The 22,721-nt window shown below is 71.3% G+C and carries 15 protein-coding genes, 3 tRNA genes and 1 pseudogene; 8 read left to right on the top strand and 11 right to left on the bottom strand.

Annotated elements, in window-relative coordinates; all coding sequences use genetic code 11:
• Positions 1-4: 4 nt before the first annotated feature.
• The gene (locus ACIQCZ_RS09585; protein ID WP_402281009.1) at positions 5-1,615 is read left to right on the top strand and encodes a GAF domain-containing protein; all 1,611 of its coding nucleotides are present in this window, start codon (positions 5-7) and stop codon (positions 1,613-1,615) included.
• On the opposite strand, the gene ACIQCZ_RS09580 is transcribed toward ACIQCZ_RS09585, so the two are convergent.
• The gene (locus ACIQCZ_RS09580; protein ID WP_351075681.1) at positions 1,593-2,024 is read right to left on the bottom strand and encodes an Lrp/AsnC family transcriptional regulator; all 432 of its coding nucleotides are present in this window, start codon (positions 2,022-2,024) and stop codon (positions 1,593-1,595) included. The genes ACIQCZ_RS09585 and ACIQCZ_RS09580 overlap by 23 nt on opposite strands.
• Before the next feature lie 75 nt (positions 2,025-2,099).
• Here ACIQCZ_RS09580 and ACIQCZ_RS09575 point away from each other — a divergent pair.
• From ACIQCZ_RS09575 to ACIQCZ_RS09565, 3 genes and pseudogenes are all read left to right on the top strand, one after another.
• Positions 2,100-2,384: pseudogene (locus ACIQCZ_RS09575) on the top strand (hypothetical protein); the annotation flags it as partial.
• A 1-nt stretch (position 2,385) separates the two neighbouring features.
• On the top strand, positions 2,386-3,846 hold the full coding sequence (locus tag ACIQCZ_RS09570; RefSeq protein ID WP_402281008.1) for an acyl-CoA synthetase: 1,461 nt from the start codon (positions 2,386-2,388) through the stop codon (positions 3,844-3,846).
• The gene (locus tag ACIQCZ_RS09565; RefSeq protein WP_402281007.1) at positions 3,839-5,200 is read left to right on the top strand and encodes a carboxyl transferase domain-containing protein; all 1,362 of its coding nucleotides are present in this window, start codon (positions 3,839-3,841) and stop codon (positions 5,198-5,200) included. The genes ACIQCZ_RS09570 and ACIQCZ_RS09565 overlap by 8 nt, the downstream gene beginning before the upstream one ends.
• 232 nt (positions 5,201-5,432) lie before the next feature.
• On the opposite strand, the gene ACIQCZ_RS09560 is transcribed toward ACIQCZ_RS09565, so the two are convergent.
• The 6 genes from ACIQCZ_RS09560 to ACIQCZ_RS09535 form a co-directional block, all read right to left on the bottom strand.
• Positions 5,433-6,707, bottom strand: coding sequence for an MFS transporter (locus ACIQCZ_RS09560; RefSeq protein WP_402281005.1), 1,275 nt, complete (start codon positions 6,705-6,707; stop codon positions 5,433-5,435).
• Positions 6,708-6,818: 111 nt separating this feature from the next.
• Positions 6,819-8,702, bottom strand: a complete 1,884-nt coding sequence (locus ACIQCZ_RS09555; RefSeq protein WP_402281003.1) for an ABC transporter ATP-binding protein — start codon at positions 8,700-8,702, stop codon at positions 6,819-6,821.
• A gap of 127 nt (positions 8,703-8,829) precedes the next feature.
• A complete protein-coding gene (locus ACIQCZ_RS09550; protein ID WP_402281002.1) occupies positions 8,830-9,018 on the bottom strand; it encodes a hypothetical protein in 189 nt (62 codons plus the stop codon).
• Between the two features lie 433 nt (positions 9,019-9,451).
• Positions 9,452-9,525: transfer RNA gene (locus ACIQCZ_RS09545), tRNA-Ile, on the bottom strand.
• A 233-nt stretch (positions 9,526-9,758) separates the two neighbouring features.
• A tRNA-Asn gene (locus tag ACIQCZ_RS09540) sits at positions 9,759-9,831 on the bottom strand.
• 5 nt (positions 9,832-9,836) lie between these two features.
• Positions 9,837-9,909 (bottom strand) — tRNA-Asn (locus ACIQCZ_RS09535).
• Between the two features lie 193 nt (positions 9,910-10,102).
• Here ACIQCZ_RS09535 and ACIQCZ_RS09530 point away from each other — a divergent pair.
• From ACIQCZ_RS09530 to ACIQCZ_RS09515, 4 genes are all read left to right on the top strand, one after another.
• On the top strand, positions 10,103-10,402 hold the full coding sequence (locus tag ACIQCZ_RS09530) for a YtxH domain-containing protein (protein ID WP_376216979.1): 300 nt from the start codon (positions 10,103-10,105) through the stop codon (positions 10,400-10,402).
• A gap of 125 nt (positions 10,403-10,527) precedes the next feature.
• Positions 10,528-11,973 (top strand): FGGY family carbohydrate kinase, encoded by a 1,446-nt coding sequence (locus ACIQCZ_RS09525; protein WP_402281000.1) that lies wholly within the window; start codon positions 10,528-10,530, stop codon positions 11,971-11,973.
• Positions 11,974-12,142: 169 nt separating this feature from the next.
• Positions 12,143-13,876 carry an ABC transporter ATP-binding protein gene (locus ACIQCZ_RS09520; RefSeq protein ID WP_351075662.1) on the top strand — a complete coding sequence of 578 codons (1,734 nt, stop codon included), beginning with the start codon at positions 12,143-12,145 and terminating at the stop codon, positions 13,874-13,876.
• The gene (locus ACIQCZ_RS09515) at positions 13,876-15,807 is read left to right on the top strand and encodes an ABC transporter ATP-binding protein (RefSeq protein WP_402280998.1); all 1,932 of its coding nucleotides are present in this window, start codon (positions 13,876-13,878) and stop codon (positions 15,805-15,807) included. The genes ACIQCZ_RS09520 and ACIQCZ_RS09515 overlap by 1 nt, the downstream gene beginning before the upstream one ends.
• Before the next feature lie 204 nt (positions 15,808-16,011).
• On the opposite strand, the gene ACIQCZ_RS09510 is transcribed toward ACIQCZ_RS09515, so the two are convergent.
• The 4 genes from ACIQCZ_RS09510 to ACIQCZ_RS09495 all read right to left on the bottom strand — a co-directional run bounded on the left by ACIQCZ_RS09510 (position 16,012) and on the right by ACIQCZ_RS09495 (position 22,542).
• A complete protein-coding gene (locus tag ACIQCZ_RS09510; RefSeq protein WP_402280997.1) occupies positions 16,012-17,115 on the bottom strand; it encodes an RNA polymerase sigma factor in 1,104 nt (367 codons plus the stop codon).
• Positions 17,116-17,607: 492 nt separating this feature from the next.
• On the bottom strand, positions 17,608-19,515 hold the full coding sequence (dnaG, locus tag ACIQCZ_RS09505) for a DNA primase (protein ID WP_376271411.1): 1,908 nt from the start codon (positions 19,513-19,515) through the stop codon (positions 17,608-17,610).
• Positions 19,516-19,697: 182 nt separating this feature from the next.
• On the bottom strand, positions 19,698-20,957 hold the full coding sequence (locus tag ACIQCZ_RS09500; RefSeq protein ID WP_402280995.1) for an NAD(P)/FAD-dependent oxidoreductase: 1,260 nt from the start codon (positions 20,955-20,957) through the stop codon (positions 19,698-19,700).
• A gap of 256 nt (positions 20,958-21,213) precedes the next feature.
• The gene (locus tag ACIQCZ_RS09495; RefSeq protein ID WP_402281270.1) at positions 21,214-22,542 is read right to left on the bottom strand and encodes a deoxyguanosinetriphosphate triphosphohydrolase; all 1,329 of its coding nucleotides are present in this window, start codon (positions 22,540-22,542) and stop codon (positions 21,214-21,216) included.
• Between the last annotated feature and the right edge of the window lie 179 nt (positions 22,543-22,721).

Here is a 22,721-nt window from a genome sequence, read left to right as displayed (position 1 = left end):
GCGCATGACCGACGACGCGGCGAACACGGCCGCGGAGCCCTCGGACGAGGGAACGACCGCCCCGTCCGGCACCGGCCCGTCGCCCCGGCTGCCGGTGCTCCTGGAAGCGGTGCTGAGCGTCGGCACCGCTCTCGAACTGCGGGCCACTCTCCAGCAGCTCGTGGACACCGCCACCGCGCTGATCGGCGCCCGGTACGGCGCGCTCGGCGTGCTCGATCCCGAACTCGGCACCATCGGCGAGCTTTTCACCTCCGGCCTCGACGACGCGGGACGTCGGCGCATCGGCCGCCTCCCGGACGGACACACAGGGATGCTCGGCGTCCTCATCGACGAGGGGCAGCCGCTGCGTTGCGACGACCTGTCCGCCGACCCGCGCTCCTGCGGGGTGCCGCCCGGCCATCCGCCCGCGCACTCCTTCCTCGGGGCGCCGATCCGGGTGCAGAGCCAGGTCTTCGGGAATCTCTACCTCACCGAGAAACGCACCGGCCGCTTCACCGACACGGACATGGCGCTGCTGCGGGTGCTGGCCTCGCAGGCCGGAATCGCGATCGGCAACGCCCGGCTGTACGAGGCGGCCCGGCAGCGGGAGCGCTGGATCGAGGGGGCGGCCGCCGTCACCACCACCCTGCTGACGGGCGGGAACGCGGCCGACGCGCTGATGACCGTCGCCGAAGCGGCCAGAACGCTCGCCGACGCCAGTGCCGGGGTGATCCTCCAGCCGAACGAGGAGGGCGGGATGGAGATCGTCACCGCGTCCACGCTCGACGACCCGGCCGGGATCGTCGGCACGACCATCGAGCCCGGCTCCGCCGTTCTGGTCCAACTTCTCGGCGGGGAGCCGGTGTTCATCGATGACTCGGCGACCGACCCTCGGATGACGACGCATGTGCGGTCGCGGTTCGGTCCCAGCATGATGCTGCCGCTGCAGAGCGGCGGGCGACTGATCGGCACTCTCGCCCTGCCCCGGCGGCGCGGTGCCCGCCCGTACACGGCCGTGGACCGGCAGCTGGCCTCGCAGTTCGCCTCGCAGGCCGCGCTCGCCCTGGTCCTGGCGGACGCCCAGCACAACCGGGAGCAGCTCGCGGTGTACGAGGACCGGGACCGGATCGCCCGGGATCTGCACGACCTGGTCGTCCAGCGGCTGTTCGCGACCGAGATGATGCTGGAGTCGACCCGTCGCAGGGCCGCCGCCCCGGAGACCGACGAGCTGCTCGGCAGGGCCGTCGACGAGCTGGACTCGACCATTCAGGAAGTACGGACGGCGATCTTCGCCCTCCAGCAGCCGCCCGCCGAGTCCCCCGCCACCTTCCGCGGACTGGTGCTGCGGGAGACCGGGGGCGCCGCGGCCGTCCTCGGCTTCCAGCCCTCGGTGCACTTCAACGGGGCGGTCGACGCCCTGGTCCGGGAGCCCGTGGACCGGCAGCTCCTCGCCGCGCTGCGCGGCGCGCTCGCCGCCGCGCACCGGCGGGCGGGGGTGTCGGCCATCGAGGTGGAGGTGGACGCGACGACGGTGCTGCCGGACGGGCGGCCCGCGGTACGGCTGGCCGTGGCCGACGACGGCCGCGACGAGGACGGCTCGCGCTCGCCGACCGTCATCTGGCAGGCGCCGCTCTGAGCGCGATGCGGGTGTTGGAGTGGGCGACACCGGCTTCCCGCTTCAGCCTGCGCAGCAGTCCGTCCAGGGCCGCGGTGTCGGCGACGGTGGCCCGCACGAGATAGTCGTGGCCGCCGGTCACATGGATCACCTCGGTGATGCCGGGCAGGGCGAGCACCGACCGTTCGAACACCTCGTTCGTCGTGTCGATCCGCAGTGTCACATCGATGAAGACGACCAGGCCCGTACGGGTGTCGGCGGCCGGATCGATGATCACGGTGAAGCCGCGGATGACCCCGTCGCGCCGCAGCCGCCGCACCCGGTCGGCCGCGGCGTTCGCGCTGAGTCCGACCCGCACACCCAGATCGCGGTACGAGATCCGGGCATCCTCCTGCAGGATGCCGAGGATCTCCCTGTCCAGCCGGTCCATACCGCGATTGTCGCAGCTTTGTCCGGTTCGTGGCTTCGCACGTAGCGCCCGGAACGGGTCCGAGGGCGGCTGGCGCCGCAGGCGAACGCGGGCAGCGTGACGGGGATCGTCGGTGCGACGGGGGGCCTGGGCGGCTTCGTACCACCGCCTGTGATGGGGGCGATCCACAGCGCGAAGGGGTCGTACTCGATCGGTTTCATGCTGCTGTCGGATCCGGCGCCGGCGGGGTGTGCGTACGCGTACGGGCGCATGCGGGGGCTCCAGCGGGAGCAGGGCGCGGCCCCACGGCGGATGCGGGCCCCCACAGCGCGGTCACGGGGCGCCCGAAGCCCACTCCCCGTCGTGGGGGCAGGCCGTTAGGGTGCGGTGGGTGACTCCTCTCCTGTGCGTACCGGCCGACGCTTCCGTCCGGGAGGCCATCCGGTTCGGCGAACACTCGATGACGTACGCCCGGCTGGCCACCGCCTCCACCGCGCTCGCCGCCCGGCTGACCGGCGCGGGCAGGGTCGCCGTCTGGGCCACTCCCACGCCCGGGACCGTGGTCGCCGTCGTGGCGGCGCTGCGGGCCGGGGTGCCGGCGGTGCCGCTGAACCCGAGGACGGGGACGCGCGAGCTCGGGCACATCGTGGCCGACAGCGAACCGGGCGTGGTGCTGGCCGGGGCGGGGGACGTGCTCCCGCCCGCGCTGGCCGCCCTGGACCGCATCGACGTCGACACCGCCCCGGACGGCCGGGAGGGCGCCGCGCTTCCCGAGCCCTCCCCCGAGTCCCCCGCACTGATCGTCTACACCTCCGGGACCACGGGCCCGCCCAAGGGGGCGGTCCTGCCGCGCCGGGCCGTCGCCGCGTCGCTGGACGCGCTGGAGGACGCCTGGCAGTGGACCGGCGACGACGTGCTCGTCCACGCCCTGCCGCTGTTCCATGTGCACGGTCTGATCCTGGGCGTGCTCGGGCCGCTGCGCCGTGGCGGTTCGGTGCGGCACCTGGGCGGGTTCTCCACCGACGGGGTGGCCCGGGAGCTGTCGTCCGGCGGCACGATGCTCTTCGGCGTGCCGACCATGTACCACCGGCTGGCCGAGGCCCTCGACGCTTCCGGCCCCGGCGCGGCCGGGCTGGCGAAGGCACTGGCCGGGGCCCGGCTGCTGGTGTCCGGGTCGGCCGCGCTGCCGGTCCACGACCACGAGCGGATCGCGGCGGCGACCGGCCGCCGGGTCATCGAGCGGTACGGCATGACGGAGACCCTGATGAACACCGGCGTCCGGGCCGACGGCGAGCCGCGCCCCGGCACGGTCGGCGCGCCCCTGCGCGGGGTGGAACTCCGTCTGGTCGAGGAGGACGGCACCGTCCTCACCGGCCCCGACGCCATCGGCGAGATCCAGGTGCGCGGCCCGAACCTCTTCACCGGCTATCTCAACCGCCCCGACGCCACGGCCGCCGCGCTCACCGGGGACGGCTGGTTCCGGACGGGGGACATGGCCACCCGTGACCCCGACGGCTACGTACGGATCGTCGGCCGGAAGGCCACCGATCTGATCAAGAGCGGCGGGTACAAGATCGGCGCCGGTGAGATCGAGAACGCGCTCCTCGACCACCCGGGCGTCCGCGAGGCCGCCGTCACCGGCGAGCCGGATCCGGATCTGGGCGAGCGGATCGTCGCCTGGGTGGTGCCGGCCGACCCTGCCGCGCCTCCGGCCGGGGACGAACTCGCGGACCATGTGGCCGCCCAGCTGGCCCCGCACAAGCGCCCGCGTACAGTCCGCTACCTGGAGGCGCTGCCCCGCAACGACCTGGGCAAGATCATGAAGCGGTCGCTCGGTGTCTGAGCGGCTGACGGCGCGGGCGGCGATCGCGGCCGTCACCACCGAGTTCGAGGAGCTCACCGCATCCGCCGCCCCCGGCCCCGACACCGCCGGGGACGGCCCCCTCTCCTGGGCCGGGTACGCGGACTCCCTGGCCCGCGCCGCCGCCCGTACCGGCGAGGCGGAGTCGGTCGTCCACGGCCTGGCCTCCGTGGACGGCATGCGCTGTGTCCTGGTCTCGTTCGAGTTCGGTTTCCTGGGCGGCTCGCTGGGCCGGTGCACCGGGGACCGGCTGGAGGCCGCCTACGAGGCCGCCCGGACCTCGGGGCTTCCGCTGGTCTCGCTGATCGCGACGGGCGGCAGCCGGATGCAGGAGGGCATGGTCGCCCTGACGCAGCTGCACCGCGTGGCCCGCGCCTCGGCACGGCTGCGGGCGGCCGGTCCCGCGCAGCTCGCGGTCCTGCGCGACCCGACGACGGGCGGCGGCTGGGCCACGCTGGGGGCCGGCGCCGATGTGATCCTGGCGCTGCCGGGCGCCCAGGTCGGGTTCGCCGGTTCGCGGGTGCGGCCCGTGGGCGCGGATCCGCACGCCTACACCGCCGAGGGGCAGCTGGCCGCGGGCCAGATAGACGCGATCGTCCCCCGGGCGGAGCTCGCGCGGACGGTGGCCGACTGGCTGCGGGCACTCCACACCGACGGTTCCCGGGCCCCCGGGCCCGCTCCCGTGCCGGACGCCCTCTGCGCCACGGACCTCCCGGTGACCGGCTGGGACGCGGTCCGGCAGGCCCGCGCCTCCTCCCGGCCCCGCGCCGAGGCGTATCTGGACGCGTACTTCGACCAGTTGCTGCCGCTCAGCGGCGACCGCTGCGGTGGTACGGATCCGGGGCTGCGCTGCGGTTTCGGGCGGCGCGACGGGCGGACGATCGCGTACGTCGCCCAGTGCGGCACCGCGACCCGTCCGGCCGGATACCGCACGGCGGCCCGGGTGATCCGGCTGGCCGACCGGCTCGGCGTTCCCGTGCTCACCCTGATCGACACCCCTGGCGCGGCGAACGACGCCGAAGCGGAACGGGCCGGCGCGGGCGCGGCCATCGCGGACGCCTTCGCGGCGATCGCCGGGGCCGGGGTCCCGGTCACGACCCTGGTGATCGGCGAGGGCGGTTCGGGCGGCGCGCTGGCGCTCGCGTCACCGGGGAACACCCATGTCACCCGGGACAGCTATTTCTCGGTCATCGCCCCGGAACTGGCGGCGGCGATCCTGAAGCGTGGTCCGGACGAGGTGCGTGCCACCGCCGACCAACTGCGGCTTCGCCCCCAGGACCTGGTGGAACTGGGCATCGCCCGGAGCGTCGTGGGACCGCGGCCGTCGCGGGACTGAGCCTCACGGCCTGTCGGGCGACCTCTGATCGGGCGGCCACGGCATGACACGCACTCCCCCAAGGCCTTGAGGGTCAGGGGGGACGCCCTCCGGCGTTGCCGAAATGCCCTGGCAGCTCCTTCCCCGAGCTCTCAAGGAGCAGAGGAGACCCCGTCCGAGGCCGTCCCGGCTCCTTGGAATCGCACGCACCACGCCGCGTCCGCTCTCCGATCGAAGGTCACCCGACAGGCTCTCAGGGCTGCGGGTTCTTCGCGTCGTACCGCGCGAACCCGCGCCACCGCAGCCCCAGCAGTGACACGGCGACGACACACGCGATCCCGCCGCCGGTCACCGCCATGCCGGGCGTGGTCAGATCGGCGACCGATCCGGCCACGAAGTCCCCCAGCCTCGGTCCGCCCGCCACGACGACGATGAACACGCCCTGCAGCCGTCCTCGCATCTCGTCCGGAACGGCCGCCTGGAGCATGGTGTTCCGGAAGACCATCGAGGTGTTGTCCGCGCATCCGGCGAGCGCCAGGAGGATCAGCCCGAGCCAGAGCTGACGGGTCAGACCGAAGACCGCGACGGCGGTGCCCCAGCAGGCGACGGCGATGAGCACGGCGAGTCCGTGGCGGCGGACGCGTCCCAGCCAGCCGGAGAAGACCCCGCCGAGCAGCGCCCCCAGCGCCGGAGCGGCGACCAGCAGCCCGGTGGTCTTCGCGTCCCCGCCGAACCAGACGACGGCGACCACGGGGAACAGCGCCCGGGGATGGGCCAGCACCATGGCACACAGGTCGGTGAGGTAGGTCATCCGCAGATTGGGCCTGGCCGCCAGGAACCGCAGCCCGTCCGCGACGGACGCCCGCTTGTCGCCCGCGCCCTCCTCGCGCTGCGGGAGCATCGAGGGCAGCCGCCACATCGCGTACAGCGAGGCGGTGAAGGTGATGGCGTCGACGGTGTACGCGGCCCGGTACCCCCACCAGCCGACGACGAGCCCGCCGAGCATCGGTCCGACCAGTGTTCCGGTGGTGCTGGTCATGGAGGTGAGCGCGTTGGCAGCGGGCAGCTGCTCGGCCGGCAGCAGCCGGGCGATCATCGAGCTGCGGGCCGGGGCGTTGAGCGCGAAGCAGGCCGCCTGCAGGGCGACGACCGCGTACAGCAGCCCCACCTGTTCCACCCCGGCGACGGTGGCGGCGACCAGTGCGACGGAGAGCACGAACGACCCCGCGGAGCTGGCCAGCCCCAGCTTGCGCCGGTCGATGGTGTCGGCGACCGCACCGCCGTACAGCCCGAAGACGACCATCGGCAGGAACGAACAGAACCCGATGAGCCCCACCGAGAAGGCGGACCCGGTGATGTCGTAGACCTGGAGCGACACGGCGAGCGCCGTCATCCCCTGCCCGATCCAGGAGACCGTGTTCCCGAACCAGAGCCGCCGGTAGTCGGCGGAGGTCCGCAGGGGCGTCAGGTCGGCGAGTATGCGTGCGCGGCGCAGGGGTTCTTCGGCTGTCTCGGCTGTTTCGGTCACAGCGGATGGTAACGACCAGCGGTCCGGTCACCATCGGGTACCGGCCGTCCCTGACCGTCCTTCCCGTCAGGAGACGCGGCCGCCCACGCGGTTCGAGCCGCTCCGCTCCGGCTACCGCCAGTGGATTCCCGTCGGGCGGACGGGCTGGTACACCGTGCCGTTCGCAGGTTGGGCACGGCGCTCGAACAGAGTGGCGTACAGCCCCTTCCGGCCCAGGAGTTGGGTGTGCGTGCCCGACTCCACCAGGCGTCCCTCGTCCAGCACCAGGATGCGGTCGGCGTCCGCGGCGAGGGCCAGATCGTGTGTGATCACGATGGTGGTGCGCCCTTCGGCGAGACGCCGCAGCGGGGCCACGATCCGCTGCGCGGCCAGTCTGTCCAGTCCGGTGGTGGGTTCGTCCAGGAGGAGGACGGGTGCGTCGCGCAGCATGGCGCGGGCGATCGCGATGCGCTGCAGCTGGCCCCCGGACAGCCGTGAGGTGCCCGTGGAGATGACTGTGTCATATCCCTCCGGCAAGGTGCGGATGAACTCGTGGGCGTCGGCCGCCTTCGCGGCCTCCACGACGTCACGGTGGCTCACATCGGTACGCCCGCAACCGATGTTCTCCTCGATGGTGTCGTGCAGGACGAGCGTGTCCTGGGGCAGCAGCGTGATGTTGCGGCGCAGGTGGGTCAGCGGCAGCCGGTCCACCGGCACACCGTCCAGCCGGATGCTGCCGGAGTCCGGGTCGTAGAACCTCAGCAGCAGGGCCGCCAGGGTGGACTTACCCGCTCCGCTGGGACCGGTGATGACCAGCAGCTCCCCCGGGCTCGCGGTGAACGAGACGTCCCGGAGCACCGGTTCGGTGCTGTCGGGGTAGTGGAAGAGGACCTCTCTCACCTCCACCTCGCCGAGTGCGCGACTGCGGGGCGGGGCGGGCACGGAGGCGGCCGGATCGGTGACGGCGGGCCGGGCGTCGAGGATCTCCAGCAGCCGTTCGGCTCCCGCGGTCGCGGCGGTGGCCGTCAGACCGAACTGGCCCAGGGAGCGGATCGGCGGATAGAGGTAGCCGATGAAGGCGGCGAAGGCCAGGAGCTGCCCGAGGGTCATCCGTCCTGCGGCGATCTCCCACGCCCCCAGGCCGATGATGGTCAGGACGCACAACGTTTCGAGAACTTCGACCAGTTGCTCGTAGAACTCGGTGAGGCGGACGGCCTTCACCGCCGTCTTCAGCCGGATACGCGCCTTGCCGAGGAGCCGCGCCTCCTCGTCCTGCTGCCGGTTGTACGCCTGGGTCATGACGACGTTGACCAAGGTCTCCTCGACCACCGCCGTGATGGCACCGTCCGCCGCGCGGCCCCGTCGGGAGACCGCGCGCAGCGGGCCGGCGAATCGACGGGTCGTGAACCAGAAGAGCGGCACCATCACGAAGGTGGCGAGAGCCAGGTCCCAGCGCAGCCACAGAGCGGCGGCGGCGTAGAAGAGCGTGCTGAACAGGGCCGAGGCCGCCCCGACGATGCCGGAGACCACGAGTGCCTCGATGGCCTCCACGTCACCCGTCAGCCGCTCCACCAGGTCACCCCGGCGATTGCGTTGGTAGAAGTGCGGCGGGAGCGTCTGGAGATGGCCGAAGACACGGGCCCGCAGGCGCAGCACGAACCGTTCGGCGACCCAGGCCGCGACCGAGTGGCCCAGATATCCCACCACCGCGCCGATGACCGCCACGGCGAGCCACTGACCGGCGGGTTTCCAGAAGGCGCTGACCGAGCCCTTCTGCAGAGCGGAGTCGGTGAGTTCGGCAAAGAGCAGAACGGTGATGGTCTCGGCGATGGCCGCCAGGACGGCACACAGGAGGATGAGAACGAGCCAGCGCCGGTCACCCCTGGTCAGAGGCCAGAAGCGCCGGAACGCCACCAGAACGCTGATGGGGTCGGTGCGGATCGGTACGTCCGTCACCGACTCCTGAGAAGTCTCCTCGGGGGGCACTGGGCCCGGGAGCGAGCTGCGCAGGCGCATGGGCGTCACGTCACAGAGGTGCTCGGACTATGGACCATCTCCATAGGCGTGGACCCCAAACTGCGGGGCCGACCCGCGCCCGGGCACGGGTCGGCCCCATTTGGGGGTTGGAGTCAGGGGTGTCGGGTCAGTAGTAGCCCCCGCCGTAGCCGCCGTAGCCGCCACCGCGTCCGCCGCGTCCGCCGCGTCCGAAGTCGCCGCGTCCGAAGAAGCCACGTCCGCCGCGGCCGCCGCGTCCGAAGTCGCCGCGTCCGCCACGTCCGCCGCGTCCGCCGCGGCCCCTGCCACCGTGGTCGAAGATGTTGCGAACCTTCATCTTCGCCTCCTTTGGAGGATGTCGCTGTGCCGCTCCTTGTTCCTGCTGCGGCACTTCCGACATTACGACGACCCTCAACGGCCAACAAGTCGTACAAGCCGCAATCCGGATAAAACTCACGAAATACCGCAAACCTCCGGAGCGTTGTCATGAGTGACTACACGGACATCTCGCCAGAAGGAGGGCAGATTCCTCGTGTGACGGATGCGGGCGACGGGGCCGCGGCGATGCCTTGCGTCCATGCCCGTCGCACACAATCGAGGCCGCCCGCACACGTCCTGACGGCGTGAGGGGCCGGGCTGACGACCCGCCGGGACGCGGCACGGCCACTTGATGCCGCTCCAGGGCCATGATGAGGGCCCCCATGGAATCCATGAGGGCCCGATCCCCTGCGTACGCGCAGGTCATAACGTTTCTGCCGGATCAGCGGCAGTGGGGCGGGTGGGACTCGAACCCACGGCCGACGGATTATGAGTCCGCTGCTCTAACCGGCTGAGCTACCGCCCCTTTTCGGCGTGGCGCGTACAAGTGTGCGCGCCGTCTGCCGCAGCATAGCCGGTCATACGATCTCTCGCTGCGGATGGTCGGCTTCACCTGACCATGAAGACCGCATCGCCCCCTGCCCGGTTCCGGATGGCGCGAAGTACACGCGAAAGAGTCACGTGAACCCCACCCGCACCACGGAGACGGGCAGCCGCGGGCACGCGAAAAAGGACCCCGCAGGGTCCTCTTCCGTTCCGCTCCCCCGACTGGACTCGAACCAGTAACCCTCCGGTTAACAGCCGAATGCTCTGCCAATTGAGCTACAGGGGATCGCGCTCCCCCGACTGGACTCGAACCAGTAACCTGCCGGTTAACAGCCGGCTGCTCTGCCAATTGAGCTACAGGGGATTGCTGCGTTTGCAACGAACACTACCTGCCTGGCTCTGCCGGGCGGCGCGCGTTCGCTGCGACACATACATTAGCGCAAGCAGGGGGGTGCTTTGCCAATCGGTATCGCCCGGGGGTGATCCCGGGTGCCCGCGGGCAGGCGGGCAGCACACGTCAGACTGAGCGTCGCACTGAGCAAGGAAGGGTGGCAGCCATGCGGTACCGGCTCACGTTCATCGCCGGACTGGCTCTCGGATACGTGATCGGCACGCGGGCCGGGCGCGAGCGCTACGAACAGATGAAGAAGTCCGCACGTCAGTTCGCCCAGAATCCGGCCGTGCGCAACACCGCCGAGTCCGCGGCACAGAGCAGCCGTGACCTGGCCGGCAAGGCGTACCGCGCGGTGAGCGACAAGGTCGGCGAGAAGGTGCCCGCCTCGGTGACCGACCGGATGCGCTCCCTGCGGGACCGCGGCCGCAACGGCGAGGACGACTGGGGCACCAGCAACACATAGGACCTCCTCCGGATCCTGCCGGGCCCACGGGCCCGGCACCGCGCCCCGCCGGGACGCCGGACCCGTCCGCCCACTGCCGCACCACCGGTACGGAAAAGCTCCGGCGGTGCGGCAGAATCTTGGGCATGGGCATAGTCGCCGGCTTGGACAGTTCTTCCGCCTTCACCCACATCGTGGTCTGCGATACGGACACGGGCGCCGTGCTGCGCCGGGGGTACGCCGCACACCCCGTCGAGGCGAAGGCCACCGAGGTCGACCCGCAGGCATGGCTGCTCTCGCTGGGTGAGGCCGCCACCGACGGGCTGCTCGAAGGCGTGCAGGCCATCGGCGTCTCCGCGCAGCAGCACGGTCTGGTGCCGCTCGACCACCAGGGCAATCTCGTACGTCCGGCGCTGCTGGGCAACGACAAGCGGGCCCAGGCCGCCGCCGCCGACCTGATCGACGCGCTCGGCGGGCGGCAGCCCTGGGCCGAGGCGGTCGGCGCGGTGCCGCAGGCCGCGCAGCCGGTGTCGAAGCTGCGCTGGCTGGCGCGGACCGAGCCGGAGGCGGCCCGGCGCGTGGCCTCGGTGCTGCAGCCGCACGACTGGCTGGTGTGGCAGTTGCTGGGGCGGCCGGTCCGGCGGACCACCGACCGGGGTGCCGCGTCCGGCACCGGTTACTGGTCGGCGGACAGCGGCGCCTACCGGCCCGACCTGGTGGAGCTCGCACTCGGCCACCAGGCCGCGCTGCCCGAGGTGCTCGGCCCCTCCGACACGGCCGGGACGACGCCCGAGGGGCTGCTGATCTCCGCGGGGACCGGCGAGACGATGGCGGCGGCTTTCGGGCTGGGGGTCGGCGTCGGCGACGCGGTGGTGTCGCTGGGCGCTTCGGGTTCGGTCATGGCGGTGCACCACGAGGCGCTCTCCGATCCGAACGGAATGATCACCTCGTTCGCGGACGCGACCGGGATGCATCTGCCGGTGGTGCACACGTCGAACGCGGTGCGCGCGCTGCGCGGGACCGCCGAGATGCTGGGTGCGGAGGGGCTGGAGGAGCTGTCCGCGCTGGCGCTGAAGTCGACGCCGGGCGCCTCCGGGCTCGTGCTCCTGCCGTATCTGGAGGGCGAGCGCACCCCGCACCTGCCGCACGCGGCCGGGACGCTGTGCGGGCTGCGGCGCGAGTCGATGAAGCCGGAGCATCTGGCGCGGGCGGCGTTCGAGGGGATGCTGTGCTCGCTGGCCGACGCGCTCGATGTGCTGCGCGGACGCGGCGTGGAGGTGCGGCGGGTGTTCCTGCTGGGAGCGGCGGCCGAGCTGCCCGCCGCGCAGGGGCTCGCGCCCGCACTGTTCGGCACGCAGGTGGTCGTGCCGCAGCCCGCCGAGTACGCGGCGCTGGGCGCGGCCCGGCAGGCGGCGTGGGCGCTGGGGGTCTCGCAGGGGACGGCCGATCCGCACACTCCCCCGGCCTGGCAGGGGGCCGCGGCGCAGGTCCTGGAGCCGGGCGAGGAGCTGGCGGTCGGGCAGGCGGTGCGCCAGCAGTACGTGGCGACACGCGACCAGATCCATCCGGGGGCGTTCGACTCCGCGCCCTGATCCGCACACCCTGGGTGACCCGACCGGGTACGCCTGACGGAGGCCGCTCCGCAGCACATGTACTCGGTCTGTTTTTTTACTCGGTCTTGAATAAAAACGTTCGCGGTCGCAGCGTGCGGTGCCGGAAAATGGGTCGACTCCCGACCTCTGCCGACTCCGAGAGACACGCGTGCTCATAAAACTACTGCGGGCCTATCTCGGTCCGTACAAGAAACCCATCCTGCTGCTCGTCCTCCTCCAACTCCTGCAGACCTGCGCCACCCTCTATCTGCCCACCCTGAACGCCGACATCATCGACAACGGTGTCGTCAAGGGGGACACGGGGTACATCCTCGAGTTCGGCGGCATCATGATCGCCGTCAGCATCGCCCAGGTGCTCTGCAACATCGGGGCCGTCTACTACGGCGCCCGCACCGCCTCCGCCCTCGGCCGTGATGTCCGGGCGTCGGTCTTCGACCGGGTGCAGTCGTTCTCGGCACGTGAGGTCGGACGGTTCGGCGCTCCCTCGCTGATCACGCGGACGACCAATGACGTCCAGCAGATCCAGATGCTGGTGCTGATGACGTTCACGCTGATGGTGTCGGCGCCGATCATGTGTGTCGGCGGCATCATCATGGCGCTCGGCCAGGACGTCCAGCTGTCGGCGGTACTGCTCGCGGTGGTACCGGTGCTCGGCATCGCGGTGAGCCTGATCGTCAAGCGGATGCGGCCGCTGTTCCGCACCATGCAGGAGCGGGTCGACACCGTGAACCGGGTGCTGCGCGAGCAGATCACCGGCAACCGGGTCATCCGCGCGTTCGTCCGCGACCGCTACGAGGAGGAACGCTTCCGCGGCGCCAACAACGAGCTGACCGATGTGGCGCTGTCCACCGGCCGGCTGATGGCGCTGATGTTCCCCACCGTGATGACGGTCGTGAACGTGTCGTCGATCGCCGTGGTCTGGTTCGGCGCCCACCGCATCGACAGCGGCGGCATGGAGATCGGCGCACTGACCGCGTTCCTCGCCTACCTGATGCAGATCGTCATGTCGGTCATGATGGCCACCTTCATGTTCATGATGGTGCCGCGCGCCGAGGTCTGCGCCGAGCGCGTCCAGGAGGTCCTGGAGACCGAGTCGAGCGTGGTTCCGCCCGTCGAGCCGGTCCGCGAACTGCGCGCCCACGGCCATCTGGAGGTCCGCGGCGCGGACTTCCGCTACCCGGGCGCCGAGGAGCCGGTGCTGCGGTCGGTGGACCTGGTGGCCCGTCCCGGCGAGACCACCGCGATCATCGGGTCGACGGGCAGCGGGAAGTCGACACTGCTCGGGCTCGTACCGCGCCTGTTCGACGTGACGGACGGTCAGGTGCTGGTCGACGGCACGGACGTACGGACGCTGGACCCGGCGCTGCTGGCGAAGACCGTGAGTCTCGTTCCGCAGAAGCCGTATCTGTTCTCCGGGACGGTGGCGACGAATCTTCGGTACGGAAACCCGGACGCCACCGACGAGGAGCTGTGGCACGCGCTGGAGGTCGCGCAGGCCAAGGAGTTCGTCGAGGAGCTGGAGCACGGCCTGCACGCGCCGATCGCGCAGGGCGGCACCAATGTCTCCGGCGGGCAGCGCCAGCGTCTGTCGATCGCCAGGACGCTGGTGCAGCGGCCGGAGATCTATCTCTTCGACGACTCGTTCTCCGCGCTCGACTACGCGACCGATGCCGCGCTGCGCGGGGCGCTCTCGCGGGAGACGGCCGAGGCGACCGTGGTGATCGTGGCCCAGCGGGTGTCCACCATCCGTGACGCCGACCGCATCCTGGTGCTGGACGAGGGCCGGGTCGTCGGCTCCGGCACCCATCACGAGCTGATGGACGGCAATGAAACATATCGGGAGATCGTGCTCTCCCAGCTGACGGAAGCGGAGGCCGCGTAATGGCCGGGCCTGGCGGACGCATGATGGCGGGCGGGGCTCCGACCGACCGGTCCATGGACTTCAAGGGATCCTCGAAGCGGCTGCTGAAGCGCTTCGCCACGGAGAGGACCTCGCTGTACGCGATGCTCGCGGCCTGCGTGCTGAGCGTCGGGCTGTCGGTGGTCGGGCCGAAGATCCTCGGCAGGGCGACCGACCTGGTGTTCGCCGGGGTCATCGGCCGGCGGATGCCCGAGGGCACGACGAAGGAACAGGCCGTGGAGGGCCTGCGCAAGACCAACAGCGGCCTCGCCGACATGCTGTCCGGGGTGGACTTCGTCCCCGGTCACGGCATCGACTTCGGCGCGGTGGGAGACGTCCTGCTGGTGGCGCTGGCGGTCTATGTCGGTGCGGGGCTGCTCATGCTGGTGGCCACCCGGCTGTCGATCCGGATCATCAACCGGGTCGTGTTCCAGCTGCGTGAGGACATCCAGACGAAGCTCTCGCGGCTGCCGCTGTCCTACTTCGACCGGGCCAAGCGCGGCGAGGTGCTCAGCCGGGCGACGAACGACATCGACAACATCTCCCAGACGATGCAGCAGACGTTGGGTCAGCTCATCAACTCCCTGCTCACCATCGTCGGCGTGCTGATCGTGATGTTCTGGGTCTCGCCGCTGCTGGCGCTGGTCGCGCTGGTGACGGTGCCGCTGTCGGTCTTCGTGGCCGCGAAGGTCGGCAAGCGGTCGCAGCCGCAGTTCGTGCAGCAGTGGAAGGTGACGGGCAAGCTCAACGCCCATATCGAGGAGATGTACACCGGGCACACCCTGGTGAAGGTCTTCGGCCGGCAGGAGGAGTCCGCCAAGGACTTCGCCGAGCAGAACGAAGCGCTGTACGAGGCGGGCTTCAAGGCGCAGTTCAACAGCGGGATCATGCAGCCGCTGATGATGTTCGTCTCCAACCTGAACTATGTCCTGATCGCCGTCGTCGGTGGTCTGCGGGTCGCTTCGGGATCGCTGTCGATCGGTGATGTGCAGGCGTTCATCCAGTACTCGCGGCAGTTCTCGATGCCGCTGACCCAGGTCGCCTCGATGGCGAACCTGGTGCAGTCGGGTGTCGCCTCGGCCGAGCGGATCTTCGAGCTGCTGGACGCCGAGGAGCAGGGAGCCGACCCCGCTCCGGGCACGGGCGAGCGCCCCGAGGAGCTGCGGGGCAGCGTCTCGCTGGAGAAGGTGTCGTTCCGTTACGACCCGGAGAAGCCGCTCATCGAGAACCTGTCGCTGAACGTCGAGCCGGGTCACACGGTCGCCATCGTCGGCCCGACCGGCGCCGGCAAGACCACGCTCGTCAATCTGCTGATGCGGTTCTACGAGGTGACGGGCGGCCGGATCACCCTCGACGGGGTCGACGTGACGAACATGTCGCGCGACGACCTGCGCGCGGGGATCGGCATGGTCCTCCAGGACACCTGGCTGTTCGGCGGGTCCATCGCGGAGAACATCGCGTACGGCGCTTCGCGCGAGGTCGGCCGGGAGGAGATCGAGGAGGCGGCGAAGGCGGCCCACGCCGACCGCTTCATCCGTACCCTGCCGGACGGTTACGACACGGTGATCGACGACGAGGGCTCCGGTGTCAGCGCGGGCGAGAAGCAGCTCATCACCATCGCGCGGGCGTTCCTGTCCGACCCGGTGATACTCGTGCTCGACGAGGCGACGAGCTCCGTCGACACCCGTACCGAGGTGCTGATCCAGAAGGCGATGGCGCGCCTGGCACACGGCCGTACGAGCTTTGTGATCGCGCACCGGCTCTCCACCATCCGGGACGCCGACGTCATCCTGGTGATGGAGAACGGCTCGATTGTCGAACAGGGCACGCACGACGAGTTGCTGGATGCCGAGGGCGCGTACGCCCGGCTGTATTCGGCGCAGTTCGCGCAGGCGGTCGCCGAGGTCGACTGACGCGAGCGCGGCACGTGACGGGGCCCGTAGCGCCGGTCGGCGGTACGGGCCCCTCTCGTCCGGGGCCGACCGCGAACCCGTCGGCCGCCGGGGGCCGGTAGGGGCGGTGGCCGCCACGGCGCCCTTCGGGTGACAGCGGGTGACGGACCGTCCGCTCCCGGGCGACGGCTCCGCGGAGCCGGCCCGTCCGTCCACGGTGCCCGGTCAGTCGAGGTAGCCGCGCAGCTGGTCGGCGAAGGCGTGGTCCCGCAGCTTGCTGAGCGTCTTGGACTCGATCTGGCGGATGCGTTCGCGTGTCACGCCGAAGATCCTGCCGATCTCCTCAAGTGTGCGGGGCCGCCCGTCGGCCAGCCCGTAGCGCAGCTGGACCACCTTGCGCTCACGCTCGTTGAGGGTGGAGAGCACCGCTTCCAGATGTTCGCGCAGCAGCAGGAACGCGGCGGACTCGACCGGGGACGCGGCATCGCCGTCCTCGATCAGATCGCCGAGCGCGACGTCCTCCTCCTCGCCGACCGGGGCGTGCAGCGAGACGGGTTCCTGGGCGAGCCGCAGGACCTCACCGACCCGCTCCGCGGTGAGGTCGAGCTGGTCGGCGACCTCCTCGGGTGTCGGCTCGTAGCCACGCTCCTGGAGCATCCGGCGCTGGACCCGTACGACACGGTTGATGAGTTCGACGACATGGACCGGGACCCGTATGGTCCGCGCTTGGTCGGCGAGGGCGCGGGACATGGCCTGACGGATCCACCAGGTCGCGTACGTCGAGAACTTGTAACCCCGGGCGTAGTCGAACTTCTCGACCGCCCTGATGAGTCCGAGGTTTCCCTCCTGGACCAGATCGAGCATGGTCAGCCCGCGGCCGACATAGCGTTTGGCGACGGAGACGACGAGGCGGAGGTTGGCCTCGATGAGCCGGCGCTTCGCCATCCGCCCCATGACCACCAACCGGTCCAGGTCGACGGCCAGTCGGCTGTCCGGGTCCGGAGTGCTCGCGAGCCGTTCCTCGGCGAAGAGCCCCGCCTCGACCCGGCGGGCGAGCTCCACCTCGTCGGCGGCGGTGAGCAGCGGGATCCGGCCGATCTCCCGCAGATACTGGCGGAAGAGATCGGAGGACGGACCGGCCGTCTCCGGTCGGCCCCGCGGCTCCGGGGGGTCGGGCGCCTCCGGTGGCTCCTCCATGAGTGCCTCGGGCGGGTCGGGGGGGTCGGACGGTTTCTGCGGCTCCACCACGGCCTCCGGATGACGCACGGCCCGGTTCTGCGCGGGGATGGCCGAGACATGCTCGGTTTCGGTCAGGGTCCGGGTCTGCACGGGGGCGACCTCCAGGTGATCGCTGCCGGATCGCGGGGATGGCGGACCACGGTCCGGTGGACCGGCCGCGCTCCGATGACTCAGGCGCCGCCCCCAGTGTGGGGGAAGACGCCTCGCTGCCACGAGGGGCGTGCGGGGACTTTCTGAGTCCGGTCCGTGACCGGGCGGTTACGCGGACGGGGCGGGGCGGGAATTTCGAGCCCGCCCGGCGACGGATGACGCGGCGACGGCCGGACGCGCCCGGTGCGCCGTCACCGCGGCGCCGCCGAAGCCTCGCCCGGCCCCCGGCTCAGAGCCTGTCGGGTGACCTCGGACCGGACGGCGGACGCGGTCCGGTGCGTGCGATTCCAAGGCTGAGGAGGGAGTCGGACGGGGTCTCCCCTGCTCGAACGCGGCTGAGAGCTCGGGGAAGGAGCGTCGGCGACCGACGACAACGCGGGAAGCCTGCGTACCGGGGCGTGGCCGCCCGGTCGGAGGCCACCCGACAGGCTCTCAGAGCGCGTCGGCGCCGTTGTTGCGCAGCGACTCGGCGTACTGCTGGAGAACCCAGACCTCGTTCTGCGCGGCGGCCAGCTGGTCGGGGGCCACATTGCTGCCGAGGCGGGCGAGGCTGCCCTGGACGTCGTTGATCCGGCGGTCGACGGCGCGCAGCCGGACCTGGACGAGCTGCATGCCCGCGTAGGTCTCGTCGATGCTCTTGCCGTGGAAGACCTCGACGGCCAGCTCGGTGACCAGGTTGCGCACCGTGTCGTCGGGGGCCGCGTCCAGGACCTGGACCAGGTACTCGCGGGTCTCGGGAACGCCCATCTCGGCGCCGCCCGCCTCCGCGATGCACTGCCGGACCCTGGCGTACGGCGGGGCGGTGAACTCGTCGACCCCGTAGGCGTCGAAGGCCGGTGAGACGAGCACGGGCTTCTGCAGGGCGAGCTTCAGCAGCTCACGCTCGGTGCGGTGGGCGGGGCTGCGGAGGTTGAGGGCGGGGCCGGAGGGGGCGGTCGGCGCCTGGACCTGCTCGTGCCGGGGGCCGCCGCGGGGCGGGGCCTGCGCGGCGCCCCGCTGGTCGCCCCGCTCGCGGGCCCAGCGGGCGAGCTGGCCGACGCGCTTGACCACGAACTGGGTGTCCAGGATGCCGAGCATGCCGGCCAGCTGGACGGCCACCTCGTGCTGCGAGGAGCTGTTCTTGATCCGGGCGACGACGGGCGCCGCCTCGTCGAGCGCGGCGCCGCGGCCCGCCGGGGTCTCCAGGTCGTACCGGCCGACGATCTGCCGGAGCGCGAACTCGAAGAGCGGGGTACGGGGTTCGACCAGGTCGCGAACGGCCTCGTCGCCCTTGACCAGGCGCAGATCGCACGGGTCCATGTTGTCCGGGGCGATCGCGATGTACGTCTCGGCGGCGAACTTCTGGTCGTCCTCGAAGGCGCGCAGGGCGGCCTTCTGCCCGGCCGCGTCACCGTCGAAGGTGAAGATCACCCGGGCGCTGCCGTTGTCCATCAGGAGGCGGCGCAGGATCTTGATGTGGTCGCCGCCGAAGGCCGTGCCGCAGGTGGCGATGGCCGTGGTGATCCCGGCGAGATGGCAGGCCATGACGTCGGTGTAACCCTCGACGACCACGGCCCTGCTGGCCTTCGCGATGTCCTTCTTCGCCAGGTCGATGCCGTACAGCACCTGGGACTTCTTGTAGATCGCGGTCTCGGGGGTGTTGAGGTACTTCGGTCCGTTGTCGTCGTCACGCAGCTTGCGGGCGCCGAAGCCGACGACATCGCCGGAGGTGTCGCTGATCGGCCACATCAGCCGGCCGCGGAAGCGGTCGATCGGGCCGCGCCTGCCGTCCTGGGAGAGGCCGGAGGTGATCAGCTCCTTGTCGCTGAAGCCCTTGCCGCGCAGATAGCGGGTGAGGTGGTCCCAGCCCGCCGGGCTGTAGCCGACACCGAAATGGGCGGCCGCCGCCTGGTCGAAGCCGCGCTCGGCGAGGAACTTGCGGCCGATCTCCGCCTCGGGGCTGTCCAGCTGCTCGACATAGAACTGGGCGGCCACCTTGTGTGCCTCGACCAGCCGGATGCGCTCACCGCGCTGGTGGGAGGGGTTGTACCCGCCCTCCTCGTAGCGCAGGGTGATGCCCGCCTTGGCGGCGAGCCGCTCGACCGTCTCGGAGAACGAGAGATGGTCGATCTTCATCACGAAGGCGATCGTGTCACCGCCCTCCTGGCAGCCGAAGCAGTGGAAGAGACCCTTGCTCGGGCTGACCTGGAAGGAGGGGGACTTCTCGTCGTGGAAGGGGCAGAGCCCCTTGAGGTTGCCACCGCCCGCGTTGCGCAGCTGGAGATACTCGGAAACGACGGCGTCGATCGGGACCGCGTCCCGCACCGCCTTCACGTCGTCGTCATTGATCCTGCCTGCCACGGGTGAAGTCTACGGGTGGGGTACGACAGCCGTGCCGCGTGCCGATGTGATCCGGGGAACCCGGGAACGAGGGCGCCCGCCGCGTGCGGTACGGCCGGACGCTCCCGTCCGGGACCACCGACGAGGCGGCCGGCGTCGTCCGGTCCCGGCCCGCCCGGCGCGGTCCGGCCCGGTTGCGGGGGTCAGCTCAGGGCGGCCAGTGGTACCGACGGGTCCGCCAGCGCGTCCGGATCGATCTGCCGACCGGACCGGACCAGCTGCTGCACGTCCTCGGTGACGTCCCACACGTTGACGTTCATCCCGGCCAGCACCCGGCGGTCCTTCAGCCAGAAGGCGATGAACTCGCGCTTTCCCGCGTCGCCGCGGATGACCACCTGGTCGTAGCTGCCCGGAGGCGCCCAGCCCGAGTATTCGAGACCGAGGTCGTACTGGTCGGAGAAGAAGTACGGCACCCGGTCGTAGCCGACCTCCTTGCCGAGCATGGCGAGGGCCGCCGCCGGGCCGCTGTTCAGCGCGTTCGCCCAGTGGTCCACGCGCAGCCGGATGCCGAGCAGCGGATGGGCCACGTTGGCGACGTCACCGGCCGCGAAGATGTGCGGGTCGGAGGTACGCAGGGAGGCGTCGACGGCGATGCCTCCGCCGTCCTTGCGCGCGGCCATGGCGAGCCCAGCGGCTTCGGCCAGTGCGGTACGGGGAGCGGCACCGATCGCCGCGAGCACGTCGTGGGCGGGGTGCTCCTCGCCGTCGTCGGTGCGGACCGCGAGGACCAGGCCGTCCTGGCCGATGATCTCGGTGAGGCGGACGCCGAAGTGGAAGCGGACCCCGTGGTCGGTGTGCAGATCGGTGAAGATCTGGCCGAGCTCGGGGCCGAGGACATGGTGCAACGGGGTCGGCTCCGGATCGACGACGGTGACCTCGGCGCCGTACCCGCGCGCCGCCGCCGCGACCTCCAGGCCGATCCAGCCCGCCCCGGCGATCACGAGGTGGCCGTTGTCGCGGCCGAGGGTGGTCAGTACGTTGCGCAGCCGGTCGGCGTGGGCCAGCCGGCGCAGATGGTGGACACCGGCCAGGTCCGTACCCGGAATGGGCAGGCGGCGCGGCTCGGCCCCGGTGGCGAGCAGCAGCTTGTCGTAGTGGACGACGGTGCCGTCGCCGAGCTGGACGGAGCGGGCATGCCGGTCGAGGGCGGTGACGGGCTGGCCCAGGTGGAGCTCGATGTCGGCGCCCGCGTACCAGGCGGTCTCGTGGACGAAGACGCTGTCCCGCTCCTCCTTGCCGCACAGATAGCCCTTGGAGAGCGGCGGCCGTTCGTACGGATGATCGCGTTCATCGCCGAGGAGGATCACCCGGCCGCTGAAACCCTCCGCCCGGAGCGTCTCGGCCGCCTTGGCTCCTGCCAGTCCTCCGCCGACGATGACGAACGTCCGATGTGCGTCGACCACTTGTTGCCTCCTCGGTGCTTGCTGCGCGGGGCCCGACTGCGAGCGTCCCGCACGCAGCGTGATGGCGAAAGAGGGTGTACACCGATCAGGTCACACCCAGTGGTCACAGGCAAGTCCGCGCGGCTCGCGGACGGGGTCGCGGACGAAGCCGCGCGGCGGTGGAAACGGGCCTGCCGCACCGGGTGCCCCGGGCGCGGTGACGACCGACGGTGACGGCGGGGCCGGGCCGTCCGCCGGGGGGCGGGGCTTCGGCCGGTCAGCGGCGGGGTCCGGTGAGCGAGGCGTGCAGGGAGCGTGCCGAGGCGTCGGTCAGGGCGGCGATCTGGTCGACGAGGACCCGCTTGCGGGCCCGGTCGTCCGCGGCGGCGTCGAACAGCGCCCTGAACTGCGGTTCCAGTCCCTCCGGGGCGCGTGCGGTCAGCGCGGCGGCCAGTTCCGCGATGACGATCCGCTGATCGGCGCGGATGGCCTCCTGCTCGGCGCGCTGCATGACGTAGCGGTCGGCGACCGCCTTGAGCACGGCGCATTCGTTGCGTGCCTCGCGGGGCACGACGAGCTCCGCCGCGTACCGGCCGAGCCGGCCCGTCCCGTGAGCCTGCCGCGTGCCGCTCTCGGCCGCCAGGCAGAACCGGCCGATCAGCTGGCTCGTCGCGTCCTTCAGCCGGGCCTGGGCGACGGCCGAACCGTCGTAGTTGTCCGGCCACCACTCCTGGCCGATGAGCCGGTCGAGGGCGTCGGCCAGCTCCTCGGGATCGGTGTCCGCCGGGACGTAGCGTCCGATGGCGACCGCCCAGATCGCGTTCCGCTCGGGCTCGGAGTAGAGGCAGTTGGGATCGATGTGCCCGGCGTGCAGCCCGTCCTCGAAGTCGTGCACCGAGTACGCGACGTCGTCGGACCAGTCCATGACCTGCGCCTCGAAGCACTTGCGGTCCTTCGGGGCGCCCCTGCGGGCCCACGCGAAGACGGGCAGGTCGTCCTCGTACACCCCGAATTTCGGGGAGTCCGGTTCGAAGGGGTGACCGCCGCGCGGCCACGGGTACTTGGTGGCGGCGTCCAGGGCGGCACGGGTCAGATTGAGCCCGACGCTGACCAGCTCACCGGTCCGGGTGTCGGGGACGAAGCGCTTCGGTTCGAGCCGGGTCAGCAGGCGCAACGACTGCGCGTTGCCCTCGAAGCCCCCGCAGTCCGACGCGAAGTCGTTGAGCGCCTGCTCCCCGTTGTGTCCGAACGGCGGGTGGCCGAGGTCGTGGGCCAGACAGGCCGTCTCGACCAGATCGGGGTCGCAGCCGAGCGCCGCCCCGAGTTCGCGGCCGACCTGGGCGCATTCCAGGGAGTGGGTGAGCCGGGTCCGCGGGCTGGCGTCCCAGGCGTGGCCGCGGGTACCGGGGGTGACGACCTGGGTCTTGCCCGCGAGCCGGCGCAGTGCGGCGGAGTGCAGCACACGCGCGCGGTCGCGCTGGAACGCGGTACGGCCGGGCCGCTTGTCCGGCTCGGTGTCCCAGCGTTCGGCGTCGGCCGCGCGGTAGGGGGCCGAGCCGTGGTCCTGTGTGCCGTGCGCGCACTGTGTGCCGTGCGCGCAGTCCATGTCCTGTGTGCGCTGTGTGTCGTCTGCGCCTTGTGTTTCCTGCGTGCCGTCCATGCCGTCGATGCCGTCGATGCCGTCCATGGGTCCGACACTAAACGTCCCGGCCGACAGCGCGGCTCAGGCGGATGCGCGCCGGGCGGCCGGCGGGAACTGTCGTGCACCAGGCCGTAACGAACCAA

This window comes from Streptomyces sp. NPDC093149 (assembly GCF_044754145.1).
In the GTDB taxonomy this organism is placed as follows: Bacteria; Actinomycetota; Actinomycetes; order Streptomycetales; family Streptomycetaceae; genus Streptomyces.
This window is presented reverse-complemented; position numbering and strand designations above follow the sequence as displayed.

Excerpts from the sequence above, each read along its gene's own strand:
- ACIQCZ_RS09515 (WP_402280998.1), top strand. The coding sequence starts at position 13,876 with ATGGCCGGGCCTGGCGGACGCATGATGGCGGGCGGGGCTCCGACCGAC.
- ACIQCZ_RS09495 (WP_402281270.1), bottom strand. The coding sequence starts at position 22,542 with ATGGACTGCGCGCACGGCACACAGTGCGCGCACGGCACACAGGACCAC.
- ACIQCZ_RS09555 (WP_402281003.1), bottom strand. The coding sequence starts at position 8,702 with ATGCGCCTGCGCAGCTCGCTCCCGGGCCCAGTGCCCCCCGAGGAGACT.
- ACIQCZ_RS09550 (WP_402281002.1), bottom strand. The coding sequence starts at position 9,018 with ATGAAGGTTCGCAACATCTTCGACCACGGTGGCAGGGGCCGCGGCGGA.
- ACIQCZ_RS09525 (WP_402281000.1), top strand. The coding sequence starts at position 10,528 with ATGGGCATAGTCGCCGGCTTGGACAGTTCTTCCGCCTTCACCCACATC.
- ACIQCZ_RS09585 (WP_402281009.1), top strand. The coding sequence starts at position 5 with ATGACCGACGACGCGGCGAACACGGCCGCGGAGCCCTCGGACGAGGGA.
- ACIQCZ_RS09580 (WP_351075681.1), bottom strand. The coding sequence starts at position 2,024 with ATGGACCGGCTGGACAGGGAGATCCTCGGCATCCTGCAGGAGGATGCC.
- ACIQCZ_RS09530 (WP_376216979.1), top strand. The coding sequence starts at position 10,103 with ATGCGGTACCGGCTCACGTTCATCGCCGGACTGGCTCTCGGATACGTG.